The sequence below is a fragment of the Pedobacter cryoconitis genome, assembly GCF_014207135.1.
GTDB lineage: Bacteria > Bacteroidota > Bacteroidia > Sphingobacteriales > Sphingobacteriaceae > Pedobacter > Pedobacter cryoconitis_D.
Genome location: NZ_JACHCC010000013.1, coordinates 107,056 through 127,590, shown reverse-complemented (window position 1 = coordinate 127,590; position 20,535 = coordinate 107,056). Strand labels below are relative to the sequence as shown.

At 41.3% G+C, this 20,535-nt stretch carries 20 protein-coding genes; 10 read left to right on the top strand and 10 right to left on the bottom strand.

Going from position 1 to position 20,535, the window contains the following annotated elements:
- Positions 1-40 precede the first annotated feature (40 nt).
- From HDF25_RS22200 to uvrB, 7 genes are all read right to left on the bottom strand, one after another.
- The gene (locus tag HDF25_RS22200; protein ID WP_184628593.1) at positions 41-1,021 is read right to left on the bottom strand and encodes a DUF6427 family protein; all 981 of its coding nucleotides are present in this window, start codon (positions 1,019-1,021) and stop codon (positions 41-43) included.
- Between the two features lie 30 nt (positions 1,022-1,051).
- A complete protein-coding gene (locus tag HDF25_RS22195; protein ID WP_184628592.1) occupies positions 1,052-2,038 on the bottom strand; it encodes a glycosyltransferase family protein in 987 nt (328 codons plus the stop codon).
- A gap of 28 nt (positions 2,039-2,066) precedes the next feature.
- The gene (locus HDF25_RS22190; RefSeq protein WP_184628669.1) at positions 2,067-2,918 is read right to left on the bottom strand and encodes a UDP-2,3-diacylglucosamine diphosphatase; all 852 of its coding nucleotides are present in this window, start codon (positions 2,916-2,918) and stop codon (positions 2,067-2,069) included.
- 393 nt (positions 2,919-3,311) lie between these two features.
- On the bottom strand, positions 3,312-5,777 hold the full coding sequence (locus HDF25_RS22185) for a hypothetical protein (RefSeq protein WP_184628591.1): 2,466 nt from the start codon (positions 5,775-5,777) through the stop codon (positions 3,312-3,314).
- A gap of 86 nt (positions 5,778-5,863) precedes the next feature.
- On the bottom strand, positions 5,864-6,130 hold the full coding sequence (locus HDF25_RS22180; RefSeq protein WP_184628590.1) for a DUF4834 family protein: 267 nt from the start codon (positions 6,128-6,130) through the stop codon (positions 5,864-5,866).
- A gap of 122 nt (positions 6,131-6,252) precedes the next feature.
- Complete coding sequence (locus HDF25_RS22175; protein WP_184628589.1) at positions 6,253-6,453, bottom strand: YwbE family protein; 201 nt, start codon at positions 6,451-6,453, stop codon at positions 6,253-6,255.
- Between the two features lie 9 nt (positions 6,454-6,462).
- On the bottom strand, positions 6,463-8,517 hold the full coding sequence (gene uvrB / locus HDF25_RS22170; protein WP_221450997.1) for an excinuclease ABC subunit UvrB: 2,055 nt from the start codon (positions 8,515-8,517) through the stop codon (positions 6,463-6,465).
- A gap of 68 nt (positions 8,518-8,585) precedes the next feature.
- On the opposite strand from uvrB, the gene HDF25_RS22165 reads away from it, so the two are divergent.
- Genes HDF25_RS22165 through HDF25_RS22135 form a run of 7 tightly spaced genes read left to right on the top strand, consistent with a single transcriptional unit; the run spans position 8,586 to position 14,662 of the window.
- The gene (locus HDF25_RS22165; protein WP_184628588.1) at positions 8,586-9,707 is read left to right on the top strand and encodes a DUF7033 domain-containing protein; all 1,122 of its coding nucleotides are present in this window, start codon (positions 8,586-8,588) and stop codon (positions 9,705-9,707) included.
- Entirely contained in the window at positions 9,697-10,341 is a 645-nt protein-coding gene (upp, locus tag HDF25_RS22160; RefSeq protein ID WP_184628587.1) for a uracil phosphoribosyltransferase, read from the top strand. The genes HDF25_RS22165 and upp overlap by 11 nt, the downstream gene beginning before the upstream one ends.
- 6 nt (positions 10,342-10,347) lie before the next feature.
- Positions 10,348-11,037 carry a YjjG family noncanonical pyrimidine nucleotidase gene (locus tag HDF25_RS22155; protein WP_184628586.1) on the top strand — a complete coding sequence of 230 codons (690 nt, stop codon included), beginning with the start codon at positions 10,348-10,350 and terminating at the stop codon, positions 11,035-11,037.
- A 38-nt stretch (positions 11,038-11,075) separates the two neighbouring features.
- Positions 11,076-11,588, top strand: a complete 513-nt coding sequence (locus HDF25_RS22150; protein WP_184628585.1) for a DinB family protein — start codon at positions 11,076-11,078, stop codon at positions 11,586-11,588.
- A gap of 18 nt (positions 11,589-11,606) precedes the next feature.
- Positions 11,607-12,935, top strand: coding sequence for a flippase (locus HDF25_RS22145; RefSeq protein WP_184628584.1), 1,329 nt, complete (start codon positions 11,607-11,609; stop codon positions 12,933-12,935).
- 41 nt (positions 12,936-12,976) lie between these two features.
- Positions 12,977-13,738 (top strand): class I SAM-dependent methyltransferase, encoded by a 762-nt coding sequence (locus tag HDF25_RS22140; RefSeq protein WP_184628583.1) that lies wholly within the window; start codon positions 12,977-12,979, stop codon positions 13,736-13,738.
- A gap of 3 nt (positions 13,739-13,741) precedes the next feature.
- A complete protein-coding gene (locus HDF25_RS22135) occupies positions 13,742-14,662 on the top strand; it encodes a glycosyltransferase (RefSeq protein WP_184628582.1) in 921 nt (306 codons plus the stop codon).
- A 203-nt stretch (positions 14,663-14,865) separates the two neighbouring features.
- Here HDF25_RS22135 and HDF25_RS22130 read toward each other — a convergent pair whose 3' ends face one another.
- Positions 14,866-15,618, bottom strand: coding sequence for a class I SAM-dependent methyltransferase (locus HDF25_RS22130; protein ID WP_184628581.1), 753 nt, complete (start codon positions 15,616-15,618; stop codon positions 14,866-14,868).
- A gap of 204 nt (positions 15,619-15,822) precedes the next feature.
- Between HDF25_RS22130 and HDF25_RS22125 the strand changes: the two genes are divergently transcribed.
- The 3 genes from HDF25_RS22125 to HDF25_RS22115 are packed head-to-tail and all read left to right on the top strand — an operon-like array spanning position 15,823 to position 18,603.
- Positions 15,823-17,094, top strand: coding sequence for a glycosyltransferase (locus HDF25_RS22125; protein ID WP_184628580.1), 1,272 nt, complete (start codon positions 15,823-15,825; stop codon positions 17,092-17,094).
- A gap of 18 nt (positions 17,095-17,112) precedes the next feature.
- A complete protein-coding gene (locus tag HDF25_RS22120) occupies positions 17,113-17,865 on the top strand; it encodes a glycosyltransferase family 2 protein (protein ID WP_184628579.1) in 753 nt (250 codons plus the stop codon).
- 6 nt (positions 17,866-17,871) lie between these two features.
- Positions 17,872-18,603, top strand: coding sequence for an AAA family ATPase (locus HDF25_RS22115; protein ID WP_184628578.1), 732 nt, complete (start codon positions 17,872-17,874; stop codon positions 18,601-18,603).
- A 3-nt stretch (positions 18,604-18,606) separates the two neighbouring features.
- Here the strand turns inward: HDF25_RS22115 and HDF25_RS22110 are convergent, their stop codons facing one another.
- Together HDF25_RS22110 and HDF25_RS22105 are read right to left on the bottom strand one after the other, a co-directional pair.
- Positions 18,607-19,815 (bottom strand): serine hydrolase domain-containing protein, encoded by a 1,209-nt coding sequence (locus HDF25_RS22110; protein WP_184628577.1) that lies wholly within the window; start codon positions 19,813-19,815, stop codon positions 18,607-18,609.
- Between the two features lies 1 nt (position 19,816).
- Positions 19,817-20,533: a 3-ketoacyl-ACP reductase gene (locus HDF25_RS22105; protein ID WP_184628576.1), complete on the bottom strand. Its 717-nt coding sequence runs from the start codon at positions 20,531-20,533 to the stop codon at positions 19,817-19,819.
- Between the last annotated feature and the right edge of the window lie 2 nt (positions 20,534-20,535).

Sequence of the window (20,535 nt, the reverse complement as noted above, 5' to 3'; positions counted from 1 at the left end):
ATCTTTACCAAGTTTCAAGCCGCCAAATTGTTAAAAAAAGTTAAACAAACAAAAAGAACTGGATTGTTACGACAAGAATGAAGAACAAACTTTCGTAAAACCAGCGTTTTGTTGCGTTCGAAAAATAGTACGCAAGTAAGACTGCTCCCGGAGGCACACACAATAAAAAGTGGTACAACTTAAAATTCGGTTTGGTATAAACACTCAGCACTGCAATCAGAAACATAAAAAACAACATCTGAAAAGCTTTTCGGGTACTGATAAAACTTCTGAAGAAATTCTCGCGGAGCTGTAAGGTTGCCAATACCATGATGATACCTACCGGGACCAGAACCAGATAATCATTATACATGATTTTAAACATGGACGGGAACTTATTCTTTAAAGGCAGCCATATTTTATAAAACATCCCCAGGTTATCATTCCAGTAATAAAAAACAGCCAGAAAAAAAATCACTGATAAAAAACCTATCAATCCCGAAACCCATTCTCTCCAGTTAAACGATCTGTACAATAATAAACTCAGCCAGATCAGCAGTAGCATCATCACAAACGGAAAATACATCAATGTACCTACAGCAATAAATATCCCGATATCAAACATCAGCATGATCGCATTCGGAGATTTACCAATTTTCAGCAATTTATCCATAACCAGGATCAGCATGAAATTACAGAGTAACACCGGGCTCAGAATCAGAAAAGGGCCAAATAAACTTGCCGCAGTGATATAAAGGAGTGCGGGTAAAAAACTGGGTTTTGTAAGCAGTGTATGATTATTGACAATCCTGTTAAAGAGGATCGCCTGTATATAAACCAGAATTCCGGCAATCAGTATATTCGTAGTCACCGAAAAATTATCACCTATAGGGATCTGGATCAGAAACTTGGTATAGGGCTCGAGGAATTCAAAATTCAACCGCTCAGGCGGATGGATAAGAATAGAAATCCGCATAAAAAAAGTATATGCAAATAACAGGAGCAGGTTAATGGGGTTTAACGTTTTGAATTGATTAATCATGCCATAAATAGAAAGGCAAAGTAAAGAAATTTATCTGGCAAACTCTTTGACAACTTTTGCAATGACCGCAGCGGTTTCATCAGGAAAATCAAATCGGTGTTCCTGTGGCTGAAATACCCATTTCTGAATCACAGGCAACCAGTTTTTATTAGAACCCCAGATGACAGGCAAACCCATTTCCTGAAGGGCATAGGCATTACATTGCTGTTCATACTGAAATTTCATCGGAACAACCAATAGTTTTTTTCCCAGGAACAAAGCTTCCGCAGGGCCTTCAAATCCTCCTCCGGTAAACAGTCCTTCGGAACTGGCCAGACTGCTGTTGAACTGTTCATTGTTCACAGGACGGACATAAACGTTTCCATCCGTAAAACTAGAGTGTGTATGTTTAGAGAATACCTCCCATTTCACATGCGGGATCTGTTTCAGAATAGGCACCAATAATTTATCATCTATAGCAGGAAGATAAACGGTATAATGCCCCAGATTACTGACAACCAGGTTTCTGATTTCTGACCGGATAACCGGTGTATGGATAAAACTGTCGTATTCTTTAAAATGGAAACCAACATAATGTGTCGCCGGCGCATAATACTTCATCACCAGTTGTGCCCAGTCTATGCTTTTGGGCTTAGGTACTTTATTTGACTGGAAGGAAGCCTGATGACTCAGACCTACACTTTCAATACCTTTCATCTTGCATGCCCAGGCTGTGACAGGTTCAAAATCGTTTAGGATCAGGTTATACTGATCAAGAGGAAGCCTGCGCATATCCTTCACAAACCTAGGAAGGTTCATGGATTTCCAGGTAGCATAATGATCTACACCACCTTTTTTACCAAAAATAAAACTAAAGCCATGAAGCTGATAAGCAATCTCCTGATTAAGTTTTACATCGGCTTGCGTACCGCTGATCAGCAAATCAACCTCACCATGCTGTTGCAATAAGGGTACGATTTCCCTTGCACGACTTACATGGCCGTTTCCTGTACCCTGAATAGCATAAAGTATCTTCATTCCCGCCGAATATCTGTAATTTTATTTGCTAGACAATTTCTAATTTTATCTTTTGTAGCAACATATTGATATCCAGCTTACTATGCAAATCCTCGCTATCAGAAAGAATTCCTTCTTCTACCTCATCGGTCTGGAAATCTTTATGATCGTACTTAAAGACAGTCCAGGCTTGCTGATTATATTCCAGGGCAGTCAGATTTTCTACCCAGTCACCGCTGTTTAAGTATAGTACCTGTCCGTCTTCGGTAGTCACTGTTCTCATTTCCGGCTGGTGGATGTGTCCGCATACCACATATTCATATCCGTTTTTCGCTGCTAACTGAGCAGCTGTATCTTCGAAACTATTAATAAACTTTACCGCATCCTTAAACTGTGCCTTAACTTTTTTAGAAAAGCTCATTTTTTCTCTGCCGAATAATTTTAAACCCCAGTTTACCATACTATTGATCAGAATCAGTGTATCGTATCCTACTGCACCCAGTTTAGCCAGCCATTTGGAATGCTGCATGGTTACATCAAAAATATCGCCATGAAAAAACCAGGCTTTTTTACCATCAAGTTCTAAAACCAGTTTATTCTGAAGATGAAAAGTCCCCAGGTGCATATCTGCAAATTTACGCAGCAACTCATCGTGGTTTCCGGTTAAGTAATATACAGGTACCCCTTCAACAACAAATTTCATCAGTTTTCTGACTACTTTCATATGCGTCTCGGGCCAGTATCTCTTGCTGAACTGCCAGATATCGATGATATCTCCATTGAGGATAAGCATTTTTGGTTTAATGCTTTTTAAATATTTGAGAAGTTCTTTAGCATGACAACCGTATGTGCCCAGATGGACATCAGAAATTACCACGATATCAACGTCTCTTTTACACATCATCTTCATCTATTGTCAAATCATAGGGGCTGAAAAAGAATGCTATCAGGGCAATGACACAGACAAACGTAATTACTTCCTGCATAGCTTTTCAGTTTATATACACAAATGTGCAAAACTCAGGTTAACAATGTATTAAGTAAACATTATCGTATAGATAAGCCTAAGAAGGTAGCTCATCTGACTACTGATTTGGTCTGACTGATAAAAGGTTCGGATTGGGTACATATTTTCTTCGGCAGCATTCGAAGGATCTTCGAACAATCTCCGAACGATCTCCGAACAAAGTCCGAACCAAATAGCATTCAAACCCATTGTATACGGCTAGTTTTGACACCAATAAAAAGGGCCGTTAATTTCTTAACGGCCCTGGTAAATCCTCGGATCTGAATTTTAAACAGTTTTCTTAGTTTTCTTCTGATCGCTGTAAACAGCAAATCCCAGTCCCAGCATTAACAGCACGGAACCTGCAAGAGAAATCTTCTCTCCGGTATAATATGAAGTCGGGTGGAAAACAAATTCCAGTTTATGGTTTCCGGCATCAAGCTGTGCCGCACGTAATACGTAATCAGCTCTGAAATATGGCTTTTCAACACCATCTATCAGCATTTTCCAGCCTTTATCATAATAAATCTCCGAGAATACGGCAATCACATCTCTTGGTGCACTGTAAGAATAAACCATGTGGTCAGGATGATAACTATCCAGTTTAATACTGGCAGTAGGTCCGCCCAATCCTGCTTTCGCGGTATCAATTAAGTTTTTATACCTGATATCCACAATAGCTTCTTTCTTTGGATCAAAACTACTGATTGCTTTCATTTCCTCATCAGAGTTTTTCACAAACTGTACGCCGTCCACAATCCAGGCATTCCCTGCTGCCGACTCATTACGCTGCATTTTATAAGCACCAGTCTGCTGATCCTGGGTAATGATATATTTCGTATTGAACATATCCAGAACATCATGGTTTACGCTTTTGGTAAACTGATGATCAATTAGTTCCTGAATACGTTTCAATCTTGCAGAATGGGCACCACCAACAGTTTTATGGAAATATGAAGCATCAGCACTGGTGAAAGTAGGTATAGTGGTATCAAATACCCTGAAATCCGGATCTTTATCAGCAAGGATAAAAGTATCCACATCTCTTGGTTGAAAACGACTGTCCAATGTTGATTTAGCCACGAAATTTAAGTTATTTAAATAACGGCGGTCAACTGACCACATATCTACCAGCACAAAAAAGGCCAGTAAACCACAGACAACTTCCGCTTTCATCTTTTTAGTGATCAATGCCCAGGTCAGTCCGAAGCCTATGGCAATAAACAGCAAAGTTCTTAAAGCATCGGCCCTGGCCAGCTCTACCCTGTCCTGAATCAGCGCATTACCGATCGTCGTTGCAATATTTTTATCGTTATTTAACGCCTGAGCCAATGAACCCAGGAACGCTTCGTGATCAGACGTTCTGAAACTAAAAAACAAGGTTGGCATAGCTGCAACCAGCAAAGCAAAACCACCGGTGATACCAGCAGACCAGATCAGTTTTTTAACCAGGTACTTCTGATCGTATTGTCCTTCCTGAGCTTCTTTTACCGCAAGCACAGCTAATATCGGGAACAACAGACCAACCACCGCCAGAATTGACTCTACAGCTCTGAATTTATTATAAAACGGTACGTAATCAAAGAATATATCTGATAAGAACGGTAGGTTTTTACCGAATGATAAAAGCAGGCACAAGATGGAAGCAGATAAGATCCACCACTTCATCCGGCTGCGTACAATAAACAAACCGAATACAAACAGTAAACAGATGATAGCCCCAAAATAATAAGGGCCGGCCGTTCCTGGTTTATCACCCCAGTAAACAGGCATACGCATCGCAAAATCAGCCGCCTGCTCTGGTGAGGCTCCCACTGTCTGAATAGCTTTGGCTACATTTGAACTTGCATCCAGGCGGTTTGTACCACCACCGTAAAGATTAGGGATCAGAAAGGTGAAGGATTCACCAACACCCTGGCTCCACTGATAAGCATAATCTTTAGGAAGACCATTGGCCGGTTCAGCTGCATCAGCAGTCAGATTAGATTTACCACGTATAGTTTCTTTTCCGTATTCGTAGGTCGTCCACAGGTTACTCGCATTGACCATTACTGAAAGCAGTACTGCAGCAGCCAGGAACCCGATAGCTTTGGAAATTTCTTTGGTTTTACCTGCTTTGAAAGCATGGTAGATTTCGATACCAATGTAAATCAGCAGCGCCAGCAGGAAATAATAGGTCATCTGAACATGGTTAGACCTGATATTCAATGCCAGGAAAAGTGCAGTTAAACTTGCACCCATCCAATATTTACCCCGGAGTGTTAAAATAATTCCGGCTAAAATCGGGGCAAAAAAACCAATCGCAAGTGCCTTATTGCTATGCCCTGCGGCGATAATGATAAAGTTATAGGAAGTAAAGGAGAAGGCAATCGCACCCGCCGCTGCAAGCCAGGGATTAACCTTTAACACGCAGAAAAGCAGATAAGACCCTAAAAGATACAATAACACCGTTCCAACAGGATCAGGCAGGGTATCTTTGATCAGCGAAATACCGTAAGTTGTTAAATTTAATGGATATTGAACCCAGATCTGATAAGCTGGCATCCCGCCAAACATTTCATTTGTCCAGAGAGGGCCTTTGCCATCTTTGGCTTTGTAATCCATGATCTCTCTCTGCATGGCTTTTGCCTGCATTACATCGCCCTGATCCGGAACTTTTCCCTGTAAAACAGGACTAAAATAGGCGAAACATAAAATTACAAAAAATGCACTGATGGCTAAGTGTATGCCATTCCTTTTTAACCAATTGTTCATTAAGGGTCTGTTTATATTTAAACTAACCCCAAAAATATAAAATTGATACAGATTAGGAAGGAAATATCTCGATAAGACGGATATTTTTATTTAACCTCTTCGTAATCAACGAAGTCACCCAGTTTATCAGCATTCCCCTGCTTAGGTTGTGGTGGTACATAATCAATCGACAATGATCCTTCAGGTCTTGAAGGCCTCCTCTGCTGTTGTTGTTGCTGCTGTCCGGCGTAACCTGAAGAAGACTGCATTTTCCCAAAAACGCTTTTAACGATCATTGGAAATATCAGTCTCAACAAAATACGGATAATCCAGAGTATCAGTATAGTAAAGAAAAGAAATTTTATAAGTCCCATTATTTAATATTCAGTTAATCTACAAATATAGACAGAATTCAATCCTGATTATTACAAGTCCCGGCTGTTTGTTATATTATATTTACAATTTACAAACAAATACCGGGAATTTAAACCATCGTTTAGTCCTCTTCAACAATCTCAGCAACCCTTCCGATCTGTCCGTCTTCCAGTCTTACTTTAATTCCACGGGAGTGAAAAGCAGATGAAGTTAATAAGTTCGCTACTATTCCCCTGGTCAGCTTACCGCTGCGCTGATCTTTCTTTAAAATTATATCCACCTCTAGTCCGGGATAAATATCCGCTCTGTTTTTTCCGTCCATTATTAATTATTATACCTTTTTAACACTTTGCTTTCCAAACCTTTCCGCAAACACGGTTTCCATCGCGAACATTTCGTCACGCAACCTGGCGGCCAGCAGAAAATCCATATCTTTTGCGGCTTTGGCCATATCCTTACGAGTTTTATCAATGGATTTCTGCATTTCCGGCTTGGTCATATACTGCACGATCGGATCTGCAGCAATGCTTACCTGATCAATCTCCTGATAAGTATTTTTATGCGCTGCATTACCAGAGAAATCAAGAACAGAAGTCTGCTCCAGAATGGCTTCCCTGCTTTTGCCTACAGTCTTAGGTGTAATTCCATGCTCGGTATTGTACAAAATCTGTTTCTCCCTGCGGCGGTTGGTCTCATCCATCGTCCTGGCCATAGAGTCAGTAATCTTGTCCGCATATAAAATCACTCTGCCCCTGTCATTTCTGGCTGCCCGTCCGACAGTCTGGATCAGGGCACGGTCAGATCTTAAAAATCCTTCTTTGTCTGCATCGAGTATAGCAACCAGAGATACCTCTGGTAAATCCAGTCCCTCTCTTAAAAGGTTAATCCCGATCAGTACATCAAATTCTCCTAAACGCAAACCACGCAGGATCTCTACCCTTTCCAGTGTTTTGACTTCAGAGTGTATATAACGGCACTTGATATTCAGCCTGTCCATATATTTGGCCAGTTCTTCAGCCATTCTTTTAGTCAGTGTGGTGACCAGTACCCGGTCACCCATTTTAATTGTCAGTGCGATTTCTTCCAGCAGATCATCTACCTGGTTGATCGCTGGCCTGACTTCAATCAACGGATCCAGCAAACCCGTAGGGCGAATAACCTGTTCAATGACCACACCATCTGATTTCTGAAGTTCATAATCTGCCGGCGTCGCGCTGACATAAATCGTTTGCGGTGCCAGGCTCTCAAATTCTTCAAAATTTAAAGGCCGGTTATCTAATGCAGATGGTAAACGGAACCCATACTCTACCAGTGAGAGCTTGCGGGACCTGTCACCACCGTACATCGCTCTGATCTGCGGAACGGTCACATGACTTTCATCAATAACCATTAAATAATCATCCGGAAAATAGTCCAGTAAACAGAAAGGGCGCATTCCCGGCTGACGACCATCAAAGAATCTGGAATAGTTCTCAATTCCGGAACAGTAACCCAGTTCTTTCATCATTTCAATATCGAAGTTGACACGTTCTTCCAGCCGTTTGGCTTCCAGCAACTGCCTGTCCCCGATCAATTGGTTTTTACGCACTTCAAGCTCTTCCTGTATTCCCCAGATCGATGAGGTAAATCTATCTTTTGGGGTCACAAAAAGATTAGCCGGATAAATAGCCATATCCTCAAGCTTTTCAATGGTTTTACCTGTTACAGGATCGATAATACTGAGTTCTTCAATATCATCCCCAAAGAAAGACACGCGATAGGCGGTATCGAGATAGGCCGGAAAGATATCCACCGTATCTCCTTTTACACGGAATGTTCCTCTTTTAAAATCATTAATTGTCCGGGCGTATAAGATTTCAACCAGACTATGCAAAAATGAATTTCTTGAAATTCTCGTTCCTACTGCAAAACGGAACACTGAGCGGGAGAAATCTTCCGGATTTCCCATACCGTAAATACAGGAGATCGAAGAAACGACAATAATATCTCTTCTGCCGGACATTAAAGCAGAGGTTGTCCTCAGCCTCAGTTTCTCGATTTCTTCATTGATACTCAAATCCTTTTCTATATAAGTATTACTGCTGGGCATATAAGCCTCCGGCTGATAATAATCATAATAGGATACAAAATAGTTAACCTGGTTTTCGGGGAAGAAATTTTTAAATTCTCCGTACAATTGTGCAGCAAGAGTCTTATTATGACTCAGGATCAGTGTCGGCTTCTGGGTTTGCTGGATCACATTTGCAACTGTAAATGTTTTACCTGAGCCCGTTACACCCAATAATGTCTGATAGTTTTCGTTATCATTGACACCTGCAACCAATTGTTCGATGGCACCGGGCTGATCACCCGTAGGTTTATAATCTGAAACAAGTTGAAATTTCATAGCTATTCAAAGATAACAATTATTGATGTATTGGATTGTCGTGATTATATCCTAAATTTAGTGGCATCATGAAATTACTGGTTTATGTTCCCATACTTACACCCAGGATTAAGTATGTCTTCAGCTTTATTTTCAACGATATTCTCAGAACGCAGGTAGGGTTCAGCTCAAATGTGGCCGAATTCAAGGCTTCTGCCCTGCCAAAAATAACTTATGCCGATCAGCCTGTTGCAGACGAACTCTTTTTTAAGAATGCTGATTTTCTGCTCTCTCATACCATTTCGCCGCCTCATCTCAAGACGACGACCTTTGGGGATATGATTGTGCCTTTTGCAGTAGATCACAGTAGTTTGCCTTTCGATGTCTTTGCAGCTTCTTTCTATTTTGTGAGCAGATATGAAGAGTATATGGATTTTACTGCCGATCAGGATGGGAACTTTCCTCCCGAAGCGAGTTTGCAGTTTAAACTTAAACTACTGGAATTCCCGGTGATTGACGGCTGGACCCTGATGCTGAAAAACATGCTTTTGAAGCGTTATCCGAAACTCCATTTTGGTCAGAAAAAATTTGAGTTTATCCCTCTGATCTGTATGTATACAGCGCCGGGAGCCAGATCGTTCAACGTCCTTAAACATGTATTCAGTTTCCTGCGAAAATTCCAATTGCTGTCCGGTTCAAAACCTGTAGCAGCAACAAAAAATGGCGGATTACCAATTTTCCTGAATGAACAGCATGAGAAATATAAATTAAACCCCATTTATTTCTTCAAACCAGCTCCCGAAATTGACCTGACCTGCGATAAACAGCTAATTTTTCCCAGAAGTTATCTCCAATTACTAAAAAATGGGATTGATAAAGATTACCGGATGGGTTATACCACGACTATCGGTTTCAGGGCAGGTACCTGTACCCCTTTTCACTGGTACGATCTTCAACTGGAAAAGACCACGCACCTGCAAGTGTTTCCGGTAGCGGTCAACGATACAATTCTTTTACAAAACAGGACATTTAATATCGATGAAATCAATGGTAAATGGGGTAAGCTCATTGAAAATGTGAAATTGATTAACGGTCATTTTTATATCTTATGGCATCGGGAATCGCTTCCTGAATCAGGTAAGGGAAAAGTTGGCAGAAGACTATACACGCAATTGTTAAGCAATTTTTTATCTTTGTCAAATGATATTTGACCTGAGTAAAACAAATTCCATAGCGAATATTTTCATGGCGGAATTACGCGATGTAGATATACAGAAAGACACGATGCGCTTCCGCAGAAACCTGGAAAGGCTCGGTGAATTCTTTGCCTGGGAAATCAGCAAAAACCTGACTTACAGCGATTCGGAAACACAAACGCCACTGGGTATAGCAAAAACCAAAATACTGGACCACCAACCGGTACTGGCTACGATCTTACGCGCCGGATTACCTATGCAACAGGGCATGCTGAATGTTTTTGACCGTGCAGATGCTGCTTTTGTAACTGCTTACAGAAAATCAAATCCATCCGGGACTATCGAAATCCTGGTTGACTATATTTCTTCTCCTGACCTGACTGACAAAATCCTGATTATGGCAGATCCAATGCTGGCAACAGGCCTGAGCATGGTATTATGCTGCAAAGAATTAATGACGAAGTATAAAATTAAAGAACTCCATATTGTTGCGGCAATTGCCAGTACGGAAGGTGTGAAACACGTCCGCGCACATTTGCCTCATGCAAAATTATGGTTGGGGGCTATAGATGATGAGATGACTGTCAAATCGTATATCGTACCCGGACTGGGTGACGCAGGTGATCTTGCCTACGGATCCAAAATCTAGTATCGGATGATTAAACATATCTTTTTTGACCTGGATCATACGATCTGGGATTTTGATAAAAACGCAAGAGAAACCCTGACAGAATTATATCACAGGTACGAACTGAATACATTAGGACTATCCTCTTGTGAGACCTTCATTGATGTTTATACAGAGAACAATCACCTGTTATGGGCCGATTATCATCTAGGGCGGATAACCAAGGAAACGTTAAGATCGGAACGGTTCAGTAAAACTTTTGTACAGCTGGGTGTTTCAGCAGATCTGGTCCCTCCACAATTTGAAGCCGAATATGTAAGACTCAGCCCCAGGAAAAAGAATCTTTTTGAAGGCTCAGAAAAAGTACTGGCTTATTTGCAGCAAAAATATACGCTCCATATTATTTCGAATGGGTTCAAGGAAACTACACTGACTAAAATGGATACCTGCAACTTAAACCCTTATTTTACAAATGTGATTATTTCGGAAGATGTAGGTGTCAATAAACCAGACAGGGCAATCTTTGAATATGCACTGGAAAAAGCCGGTGCAGAGAAAGATGAAAGTATCATGATTGGTGATAGTCTGGAAGCTGATATCCGCGGTGCGCAGAATTTCGGTATCAAAGCTATTTTCTTTAATCCGCTGAACATAGACCCGCCGGCAGATGTGGAATGGCAGATTTTAAAGCTGGATGAATTAATGCACCATTTTTAATGCTCTGCTGTTTAGTAGCTGAACCTTTATCCCATCACATGAGCAATTCTTCAGTCCTTTCTTCGCTGAAAAAGATTTCAGCGGCCTATAAAGCCGTATTACAGCGCATCCCGGAAGGGCAGTTTCAAACCACTCCTCCTATCGGCGGCTGGTCTTACAGTGAAGTCTATTCGCATATATTTGATGCAAGTATACTCAGTCTGGAGGAAGTTAAAAATTGTGTCCGGGGAGAAGGAAAGATAAAATCTACTGCTTTTGTGGTAAAGGTTATTCTATTCTTCGGAAGTTTTCCTCCTGCTGCAAGGTACAAAGTACCAAAAATACTTTTAGACAGGGAGAAAAAGATAGATAAAGCAGCCGCAGCAGCGTTTATAGAAAGATTTACAAAGCTGCTGGACAGTACTTACCCAGGTATGAACACTGCAGATCCCGCTCTCAAAACACGGCATCCCCGTTTAGGGTACCTGAATGCAGAACAGTGGTTTCGTTTTACAGAGATCCACCTGAAACATCATCTCAAGCAATTAAAGCGGATTGAGAAGAGCTTTTAATTTCACATCTTTGCGCAGATGAAGTTACCCGGTTTAAAAGGTTTTGATGAAGAAGCGTTCAACAAGTATTTTAAAAATACTGGCTGGCTGATGTTTGGGAAAATCCTGAGCATGGTGATTGGTTTCGTTATTGCGATTTATCTGCGGCCTTCTTCCTTCGGGGAACTGAGTTTTGCTGATGCGTTTACCACGATTATAGCCGCTGTAGGCGCATTGGGACTGGATACTTTTATTATCCGGGAGATTATTAATGAACCCCACCAGAAAGATGAAATTTTAGGTACTTCTTTATTCATGCGTCTGGGTGTGACCGCGTTTTTAATTCCTGTTACAGTTGGCATTTACCTACTTTTTCATCATTATTCTGAAAAACCGGGAGATCCGCTGACCTGGGTGATACTGATTTTATCTTTCGCTGCATTTTTCAAATCGTTTAATGTAATTGACTCTTATTTTCAATCGCAGGTCGCCTCAAAATATGTGGTTAAGGTGCAGAATGTCTGTGTCGTACTTTCGGCTGTAGTTAAGGTCTTACTGGTGGTCTTTAAAATGCCGCTGATTTATTTTGCAGCCTCACTGACCTTTGACAGTGCCTCACTGGCAGTAGGCTTAATTTATATGTATCATCAGCGGGGCCAGAGTTTATTTACCTGGACCTTTAGCCACACAAGAGCGGTCAAGTTATTAAAACAGTCCTTTCCCCTAATTCTTTCGGCTGTGATGGTTTCCATTTACATGAAGATCGACCAGGTAATGCTAAAAAGTTACAGCAGCACTGAAGTCGGAATTTACAGTGCCGCAGCAAAGATCAGTGAAGCCTGGTATTTCATTCCCGTAGCTATTGTAACTTCGGTATTCCCAGCAATTATCCATGCACGGAAAACTGATCTGGAAAGGTATACCAAAAGGCTGAAAAATTTATATGATTTACTGATTTTCATCAGCCTGCCGGTAGCACTGGCAGTTACTTTTCTGGGCCCGGCCATTATCCAGTTTCTTTACAGAAATACTTATGATGGCGCCGGACAAATGTTATCCATACATATCTGGTCGGGTGTATTTGTATTTTTGGGAAGTGCCAGTTCACAATACTTACTGGCGGAAGGTTTTACCATAATTTCTTTTCAGCGTACTGCCTTGGGTGCAATGGTTAATATCTTACTTAATTTGTGGCTGATCCCGGAATACGGTGGTGTGGGGGCTTCTATTGCGACCTTAATCGCCTGCGCATCAAGTGCATTTTATCTTTTATTTATCCCGAAAACCAGACAGCAGGGTATAATGATGTTAAAATCATTATTTTTGTTCACGGTATTTCAAAAAATATTTAAACGTCTCTCCGTTTAACCACCTGAAACCTTATCTATATCTAAAAAAAGAAATTTGCTATGTTAAGCGATGAAGTAAAATCAGCATACGACCATTTTTATACGCAAAGTGATACAACCTGGCGCATGCTTGGGGCAGAATCAAAGGCAAAAAATTTGATGAATGTCTGCCGCGATATCCAGCCTGACAAGGTACTGGAAGTAGGTGCCGGAGACGGCAGTATTCTCCATTTTTTAAATGAATGGAATTTTGGCAATGAATTATATGCACTGGAAATTGCTGACACTGGTGTTTCGCTGATCCGCGAACGTGGTTTAAGCCGGTTAAAAGAGGTGAAGAGCTTTGATGGCTATGTAATTCCTTATGAGGATAATGCCTTTGACCTGGTGATCCTGGCGCATGTTCTGGAACACGTGGAACACGAACGTATTTTAATCAGGGAACTCAAAAGGGTAGCTAAAAATATAGTGATCGAAGTGCCTCTGGATTATCGTTTCGGAGTTGATAAGCGAATGAAACATTTCCTGGACTATGGCCACATCAATATGTATACGCCAACGGCTTTACGTTTCCTTTTACAAAGTGAAGGATTGGAAATCTTAGCGGACCAGGTTTCGATGACACCGACAGCAACAACTAAGTTTAACCAGTTTGTGAATAATAAAATGCCTAAAACTTTTCCTAAGATTTTAAGAATAGAACTGGAATACAGGATCAAAAAAACGCTTGGAAAGTTACTGGGGATTAAAAAACAGGAACAATATGGGAACGCATATACCGTTCTAACGAGAAAATCAAATCAGACTCTTCAAATATTTTAATTCATGCAAAGCTTCGCTCCTATCGCATTATTCGTTTATAACAGGCCAAAGCATACAGAACGTACGCTGAAGTTCCTGAGACAAAATGAACTTGCTGCCGAAAGTCGTTTATTTATCTTTTCTGATGGCCCGAAAACCGCAGCCGAGGAAGAAAATGTACTGGAGGTCAGGGAACTGCTGAAGCATATCGAAGGTTTTAAATCTGTCGAAATCATTGAACGGAAAGAGAATATGGGCCTCGCCGAGTCTGTAATCGCAGGGGTCAGCAGACTCGTCAGGGATTATAAACAGGTGATCGTTTTTGAAGATGACCTGGTGAGCTCTCCTTATACTTTGAATTACTTCAATGACGCACTGGACCGCTACCGCGGAGAGGAGAAGGTGATGCATATCGGTGCTTATATGTACCCGTTTAAGGAAAATACGCTACCGGAATCTTTTTTTTACCGGGCCGCCACAAGCTGGGGCTGGGCAACATGGGACCGGGCATGGCAGCATTTCGAACCGAATATTGATACGTTAATTGCTCAGTTTGACGGAAAGAAAAGGGCGGATTTTTCTATCGATCATAAAATGAATTTCTGGAAACAGATGACGGACTTCAAAAAAGGGAAGAATAATTCATGGGCAATCCGGTGGTATGCTTCTATCTTTTTGAAAGGGGGACTGACGCTGAACCCAGGCCACTCTCTGGTGAATAATATAGGTCATGATGGTACTGGGGTACATTCTGGGATCAATGATATTTATAATGTAATTATTAACCCGAAACCGGTGAGTGTTTTTCCTGATGAAATTGTGGAAAATACGGAGGCTTACCAAACGATCCGGGGATTCCTGAGCACGAGAAAAGGAACCTTATGGGAGAGGGTAAGGAGATACGTCATCGAGTCGGGGATCTTTGGCCGGGGGAAAAATAAATAAGCTTATTTTTTCATGGCTACGCCCCCCAAAAGGTGGGCTGATGCCATTCAAAAACAAGCTTATTTATTTTTTTCACCAGAATATCCTCAAAGCAATCAACGCTTATCCTTAGGGGAGAAAACCGGTGGAGAGGGGCTAAATGCAAAACGCATATATATAATAAATTAAATATTATATATGGCGCAAAAAAAAACAGTTCGGGTCTACCTTCCTTTTCTAGCCTCTAAAATGATATATGGAGATAACTGACGGGAATTGAAAGGAAATATTTTAGTGAATACCTTACCGGCAAGCCATATGGTTTTCTTGAAAAGTTTAAGACCTGCGGATTTTTGTTTCTCATTCTCCAGCCAGATACTGAAATGACCAAAGTATTTTGACTGGACAACTTCGAGGCCGGCCTTACGACAAATGGACGCGAGAAGCTCAGGATCCATACAGCTGATATTGTGTTTATCGTAGTTATCGCGATCGAAAGATTTCTGAAACCAGCCGTTAAGAGCTTTGAAGTTAGGAAGGGTAATGAAAAGGGTGCCCCCTGGTTTGACAAAATCAATATGCCGCTGGATAATGTCGGCAGTATCGTTAAAATGCTCTATCAGGCCACAGGATAAAACCAGATCGTATTGTTTGGTTTCTTTATGGTTGAAGAGATCGGTCTCTATAATGTGAATATCGCTTTCGCTCAGATTATTAGCCTCCAGCAGGGAATTGGTCACAGGCTGATGCACAAAATAATCCAGAAGGGTAACATCGAGTTTGAGGTACTTCTTCAGAAAGACGGCATAATAACCTGGAAATCCACCTAGCTCTATCGCAGTTTTTACTTTTTGTGTATCGACAATGGAAGCCAGTTCCTTATGGAAAAGATAGTTCTCAGGGATACTGACCGACAATCCTGTTTTGCTCTCCCAATAATTCACCCAAAATTGTCTGTCGGTTAAAAGGTTATCCATGTTATGTTTTACTTAATTTGATGTTATCTTTTTAATCTCTCTGTTAACAATACAACGTCCACAATACTAGGATCCGGACATCAGGCGTTAGGAAAGAAAAATATGTCTCTGTTATTTATTTAAGGAGGCGTAAAATTAATTATATTCCCACCAATTTCCTTCAGGTTTTAATAAAGGATAACAATTATACGTAATTTTGAGCTATTGAAAGTAGTACACCTAAATACATACGAAGGAAATGGAGGGGCCGGAAGAGCTTGTCTCCGGCTAAGTGACGCGTTGCAGGCTAGTGACGTCGAATCGAGCGTCATGGTCTATTATCAGTTTAAGGAGAGCCCGAAAGCAGAAGCATTCAGCAAATCGCCTTTTCAAAAAGCAAAAGCGGTATTTAATATTTTAGCGGAGAGATATCTGGCTAAAGGGCTGACTAAAGCACTTAAAACACCATTTTCTTTGCAATGGTTTGGCCGTTCGGTCACTTCGGCACTCAGCTTAAAAGAAGCGGACCTGATCCACATCCACTGGATTAATCATGGTTTTTTAAGACCAAAGGACCTCGCTGCACTGGAAGACCTGGATAAACCTATCGTATGGACCTTTCACGACAGCAACGCATTTACCGGAGGCTGTCATGTACGCTATTCGTGTGAAAACTTTCATAAACAATGTGGCTTCTGCCCGCTGCTAAAAATAAGCGGGAAAAATGATATCTCACACTGGAACTGGCAGAGTAAGAAAAAAGGATATGCCAATCTGGGTTTTCATATCATTGCCCCAAGTAACTGGATGGCACGCTCAGTCAAATTTAGTAGTTTAATGGGGGCAAGAGAGGTTTCTGTTATCCCGAATACTATTGAAACAAATGTCTTTAAACCGTATGTAAAAACGGAAGCCAAGAAGTTGCTAAAGATCGCACCCGAAAAATTTGTTTTAATGAGTGGCTTTATGCCTTCTAAAAATGACAAACACAAAGGAACAGCTTACCTGATCCAGGCACTGAATGATCTGGCAGGCAGACCGGGAATTGTTAAGGAAAATATAGAATTACTAATCTTCGGCAATAAAGACAACGCCGATATACCGGATTTCCCATTTAAAACAACCTTTCTGGGAAAGATTGACAACGACGTTCACCTGGCTAAATGTTATTCGGCTGCTGACGCCTTTATTACGCCTTCTCTGGAAGATAATCTTCCGAACACGGTTATGGAGAGCCTTGCCTGTGCAACTCCGGTAGTCGCCTTTAAAACAGGTGGGATTCCGGATATGGTTACGCACCTGGTGAATGGTTACCTCGCGGACTACGAATCTTCGGAAGACCTGGCCACTGGTATTGAATGGTTATACCACGAAGAAAGTGCAGCTGAAATCCAGAAGCAGGCACGGTTAACCATACTTACCCATTTTTCTGAAGAGGTCATTGCCCAAAAGCACATCGCCCTGTATCAGTCACTCATCAATTTACATCCACATTAATCAATTATATTCTTTTTCATGCTGCAGCCCAAACTTAGTATTATTACCATCGTATACAATAATGTAAGAGATATTGAGCGGACTATACTTTCGGTATTAAATCAAACCTATCAGAATATAGAATATATCATCGTGGACGGTGCTTCAACTGATGGCACAAAAGATATTATCAGTAAATATGAATCCAGACTCGGACAGTATATTTCTGAAAAAGACAAGGGTATTTATGATGCAATGAATAAAGGCCTGAGCATGGCCAAAGGGGATTATGTTTTATTCATGAATTCGGGTGATGAGATTTATGCACCTGAAACGGTAACTGAGATTTTTGACACTGCCCCTGGCGCTGACATTTATTACGGAGAAACTGAAATGTTTAACGATAAATGGGAAAGTCTGGGACAAAGAAGGCACCGTGCACCGGAATGTTTTAGCTGGCGCAGTTTCAAACACGGCATGAGTATCAGCCATCAGGCGATTTATGTGAAACGCAGTCTTACGGAACCTTATGACCTGCAATATAAATACAGCTCGGATATTGACTGGATTATCAAAGCAGCGAAAAAAGCATCGAGTATTGTCAATACGCACAGCTATGTAGCGAAATACCTGGTCGGCGGGATATCTAAACAAAAACATTTCGCAAGCTTAAAGGAACGTTTCCGCATATTCAATAAGTATTATGGCTTTATTCCGAACCTGGTTAATCATTTCTGGATCGCCATTAACCTGACGCAATATTATGCAAAGCATAAAAAGACAAATGACTAACTGCCTATGCCTTTTTTATCTCATATCTCCCTGCCCGAAACTACTATAGAAGATTATCCTTTCAGCATTCCTGTTTTCAAAAAGGGTTTAGACCTGAAACTGGAAAGCAATGTTACTTTTTTTGTCGGGGAGAATGGTTCAGGGAAATCAACTTTACTGGAAGGTATTGCCGAACAATGCGGATTCAGTATCCGCGGTGGGAACAGGAACCATAATTTAAATGCGGGAAACCCGGATGGCAGTTTTGAAACGCCTTTAGCTCCTCTTTTAAGCCTGGGATGGACACCGAGAAGAATCAATCAGGGCTTTTTTATGCGTGCAGAAAGCTTCTTTAATTTTGCTGATTATATTGATGAGATTGCCCGCGAAGATGGCCGTATACTGGATGCTTACGGCGGAAAATCTCTTCATCATCAATCTCATGGGGAATCATTTCTGGCGCTTTTCGCGAATCAGTTTCGCCAGGGTATTTATATCCTGGATGAGCCTGAAGCTGCACTCTCCCCTAACCGGCTGATGACTTTCATGTCTATTATCAATAAGCTGGAACGATCCGGAAAGGCTCAGTTTCTGATTGCCACACATTCTCCGATGTTACTCTGTTATCCTGCTGCGCAAATTCTCCATTTCGGAGAAAATGGACTTGAAGTAATGGGTTATCAGGAAACGGAACATTATCAGCTGACTAAAAGTTTTCTGGACAACCCTGAAGCGTATTTCCGTTTCCTGTTTGAATAAGGGCTAATCTTCCGATACCCGGGAACTGGCGGGATAAGTATAAGGCAATCCTGACAGGTAATGACTGATCCTTCTATAAGGATAATTTCCGGCACCTCTGCCCGAAAACTGAATGATAATGGTATGGGTTGCTGGATCCACATACAACCTCTGCCCTCTCATGCCTTCAGCTGCATAATCACCTTTAACACCTTGCTGAGGAATCCACCATAAATAGTGTTGTGCCGATTTCTGCCAGCCTTTCGAATTTGCAGGCGCCTCATTCCCTAAACTGACAGATTGGTTAACCCAGTCAACAGGGATGACCTGGTCATCCTTATATTTTCCTTTATTGAGATATAAACGACCCAGTTTAGCCAGGTCTGTTGCAGTACACTGAAACCTGCTGGCTGTGTTGGCTAGTCCGTTTACATGATCCAATCCAAAACTTGCCGGATAAGCCGTACCAATCTTCTTCCAGATTTTATTCTGGAAATATGCCGCAGCCTTTTTCCCTGTCGCATTTTCCAGTGCCCAGGTCAACAGAAAAGCATCTATACTTTTATATTTCCAGACAGTGCCGGGAGGGTTAACCGCTTTTGTTTTAATCAGTTCCTTTTTAATATCATCTGTATAATAATATTTAGCCTCATCTGATAAAAACGCAGCTATAATCCCTCCGTAAACATCCTTAAATTCAAGACCAGATTTCATATCGAGCAGGTTCTTCAGTGTAATGTGGTCAAATGCCGGGTTCACCTTTAATTCCGGAACATATTGTACCAATCTATCATCCAGACTTTTAATCTTACCTTCTGCCAGCGCCTCACCAACCATCATGGATACCATTGTTTTAGCCACAGAAAAAAGTGTGGTCAAGGTAGTATCACTATAACCAGGAGCAAATTTCTGATAGATAACTGTATCATTTCTGATGACCATAAACAGATTATTCTTTCCCTGTTCCAGGTAAGTGGAAAAAGGAACGGATTCATGTTTCCAGTTTAATACTTTTATGGTATCTAAATCATCACGGTTTTTCGCTGCTTTTATAAAAGTAAATGCCGTATCGGAAGGCTGTATAACTGTCTGCGGAAAAATCTTGTAAGTATTGGCATCGGGCGACTGATAACGTAAAACACGTGCCAGCTCCGGACGCCAGATAAACAACCCTGCAAACAAAAGCACGATTGACAGGAGTAAAACACTAAGTATATACAGTACTTTTTTCATACTATGGATTAGTAGACCAGAGACCTGCTTCTTTAACAAATACCCTGCGGTTTAATTTCAGCTGACTGATCACTAACTCGGCAAGATCCTCTGGCTGCATAACCTTATCAGGATTTCCATCGGTCAGTTTCAGATCTTTCGCCATATCGGTAGCAACTGTACTTGGTGTTAATGTAGTTACGCGTATATTATGTTTCCGGACTTCCTGCATCAGGGACTCGGAAAGACCAATTAATCCAAATTTAGAAGCGCTGTATGCACTGGTTACCGCAGCACCGCGCTGACCGGCTGTGGAGGATATATTGATAATATCACCGGTTTGCCTTGCTATCATTTCTGGCAGCACAGCACGGGTCATATAATAAACACCAAACAGGTTCACTTTCACAATTTCTTCCCATCTGGCAGGCTCCAGTTCCATAAATGAACCGAAAGTACTGATACCGGCATTATTGATCAGAATATCTGTTGCGCCGAGTTCAGCGCCGATTTTCTGAACAGCCTGGTTTACTGAATCTATAGCGGATACATCTGCAGTAGCAATTGCTGTGCGTACATTAAAAGACTTCAGTTCTTCTGCTACATTTTGTAAATCAGCTTCCGTTCTGGCAATGAGGCCTACATTCGCACCTTCCTGTGCAAGTGCAATCGCCAATGCACGACCTATCCCTTTACCCGCACCTGTAACAAGTGCATTTTTTCCTTTTAATGATTCCATGA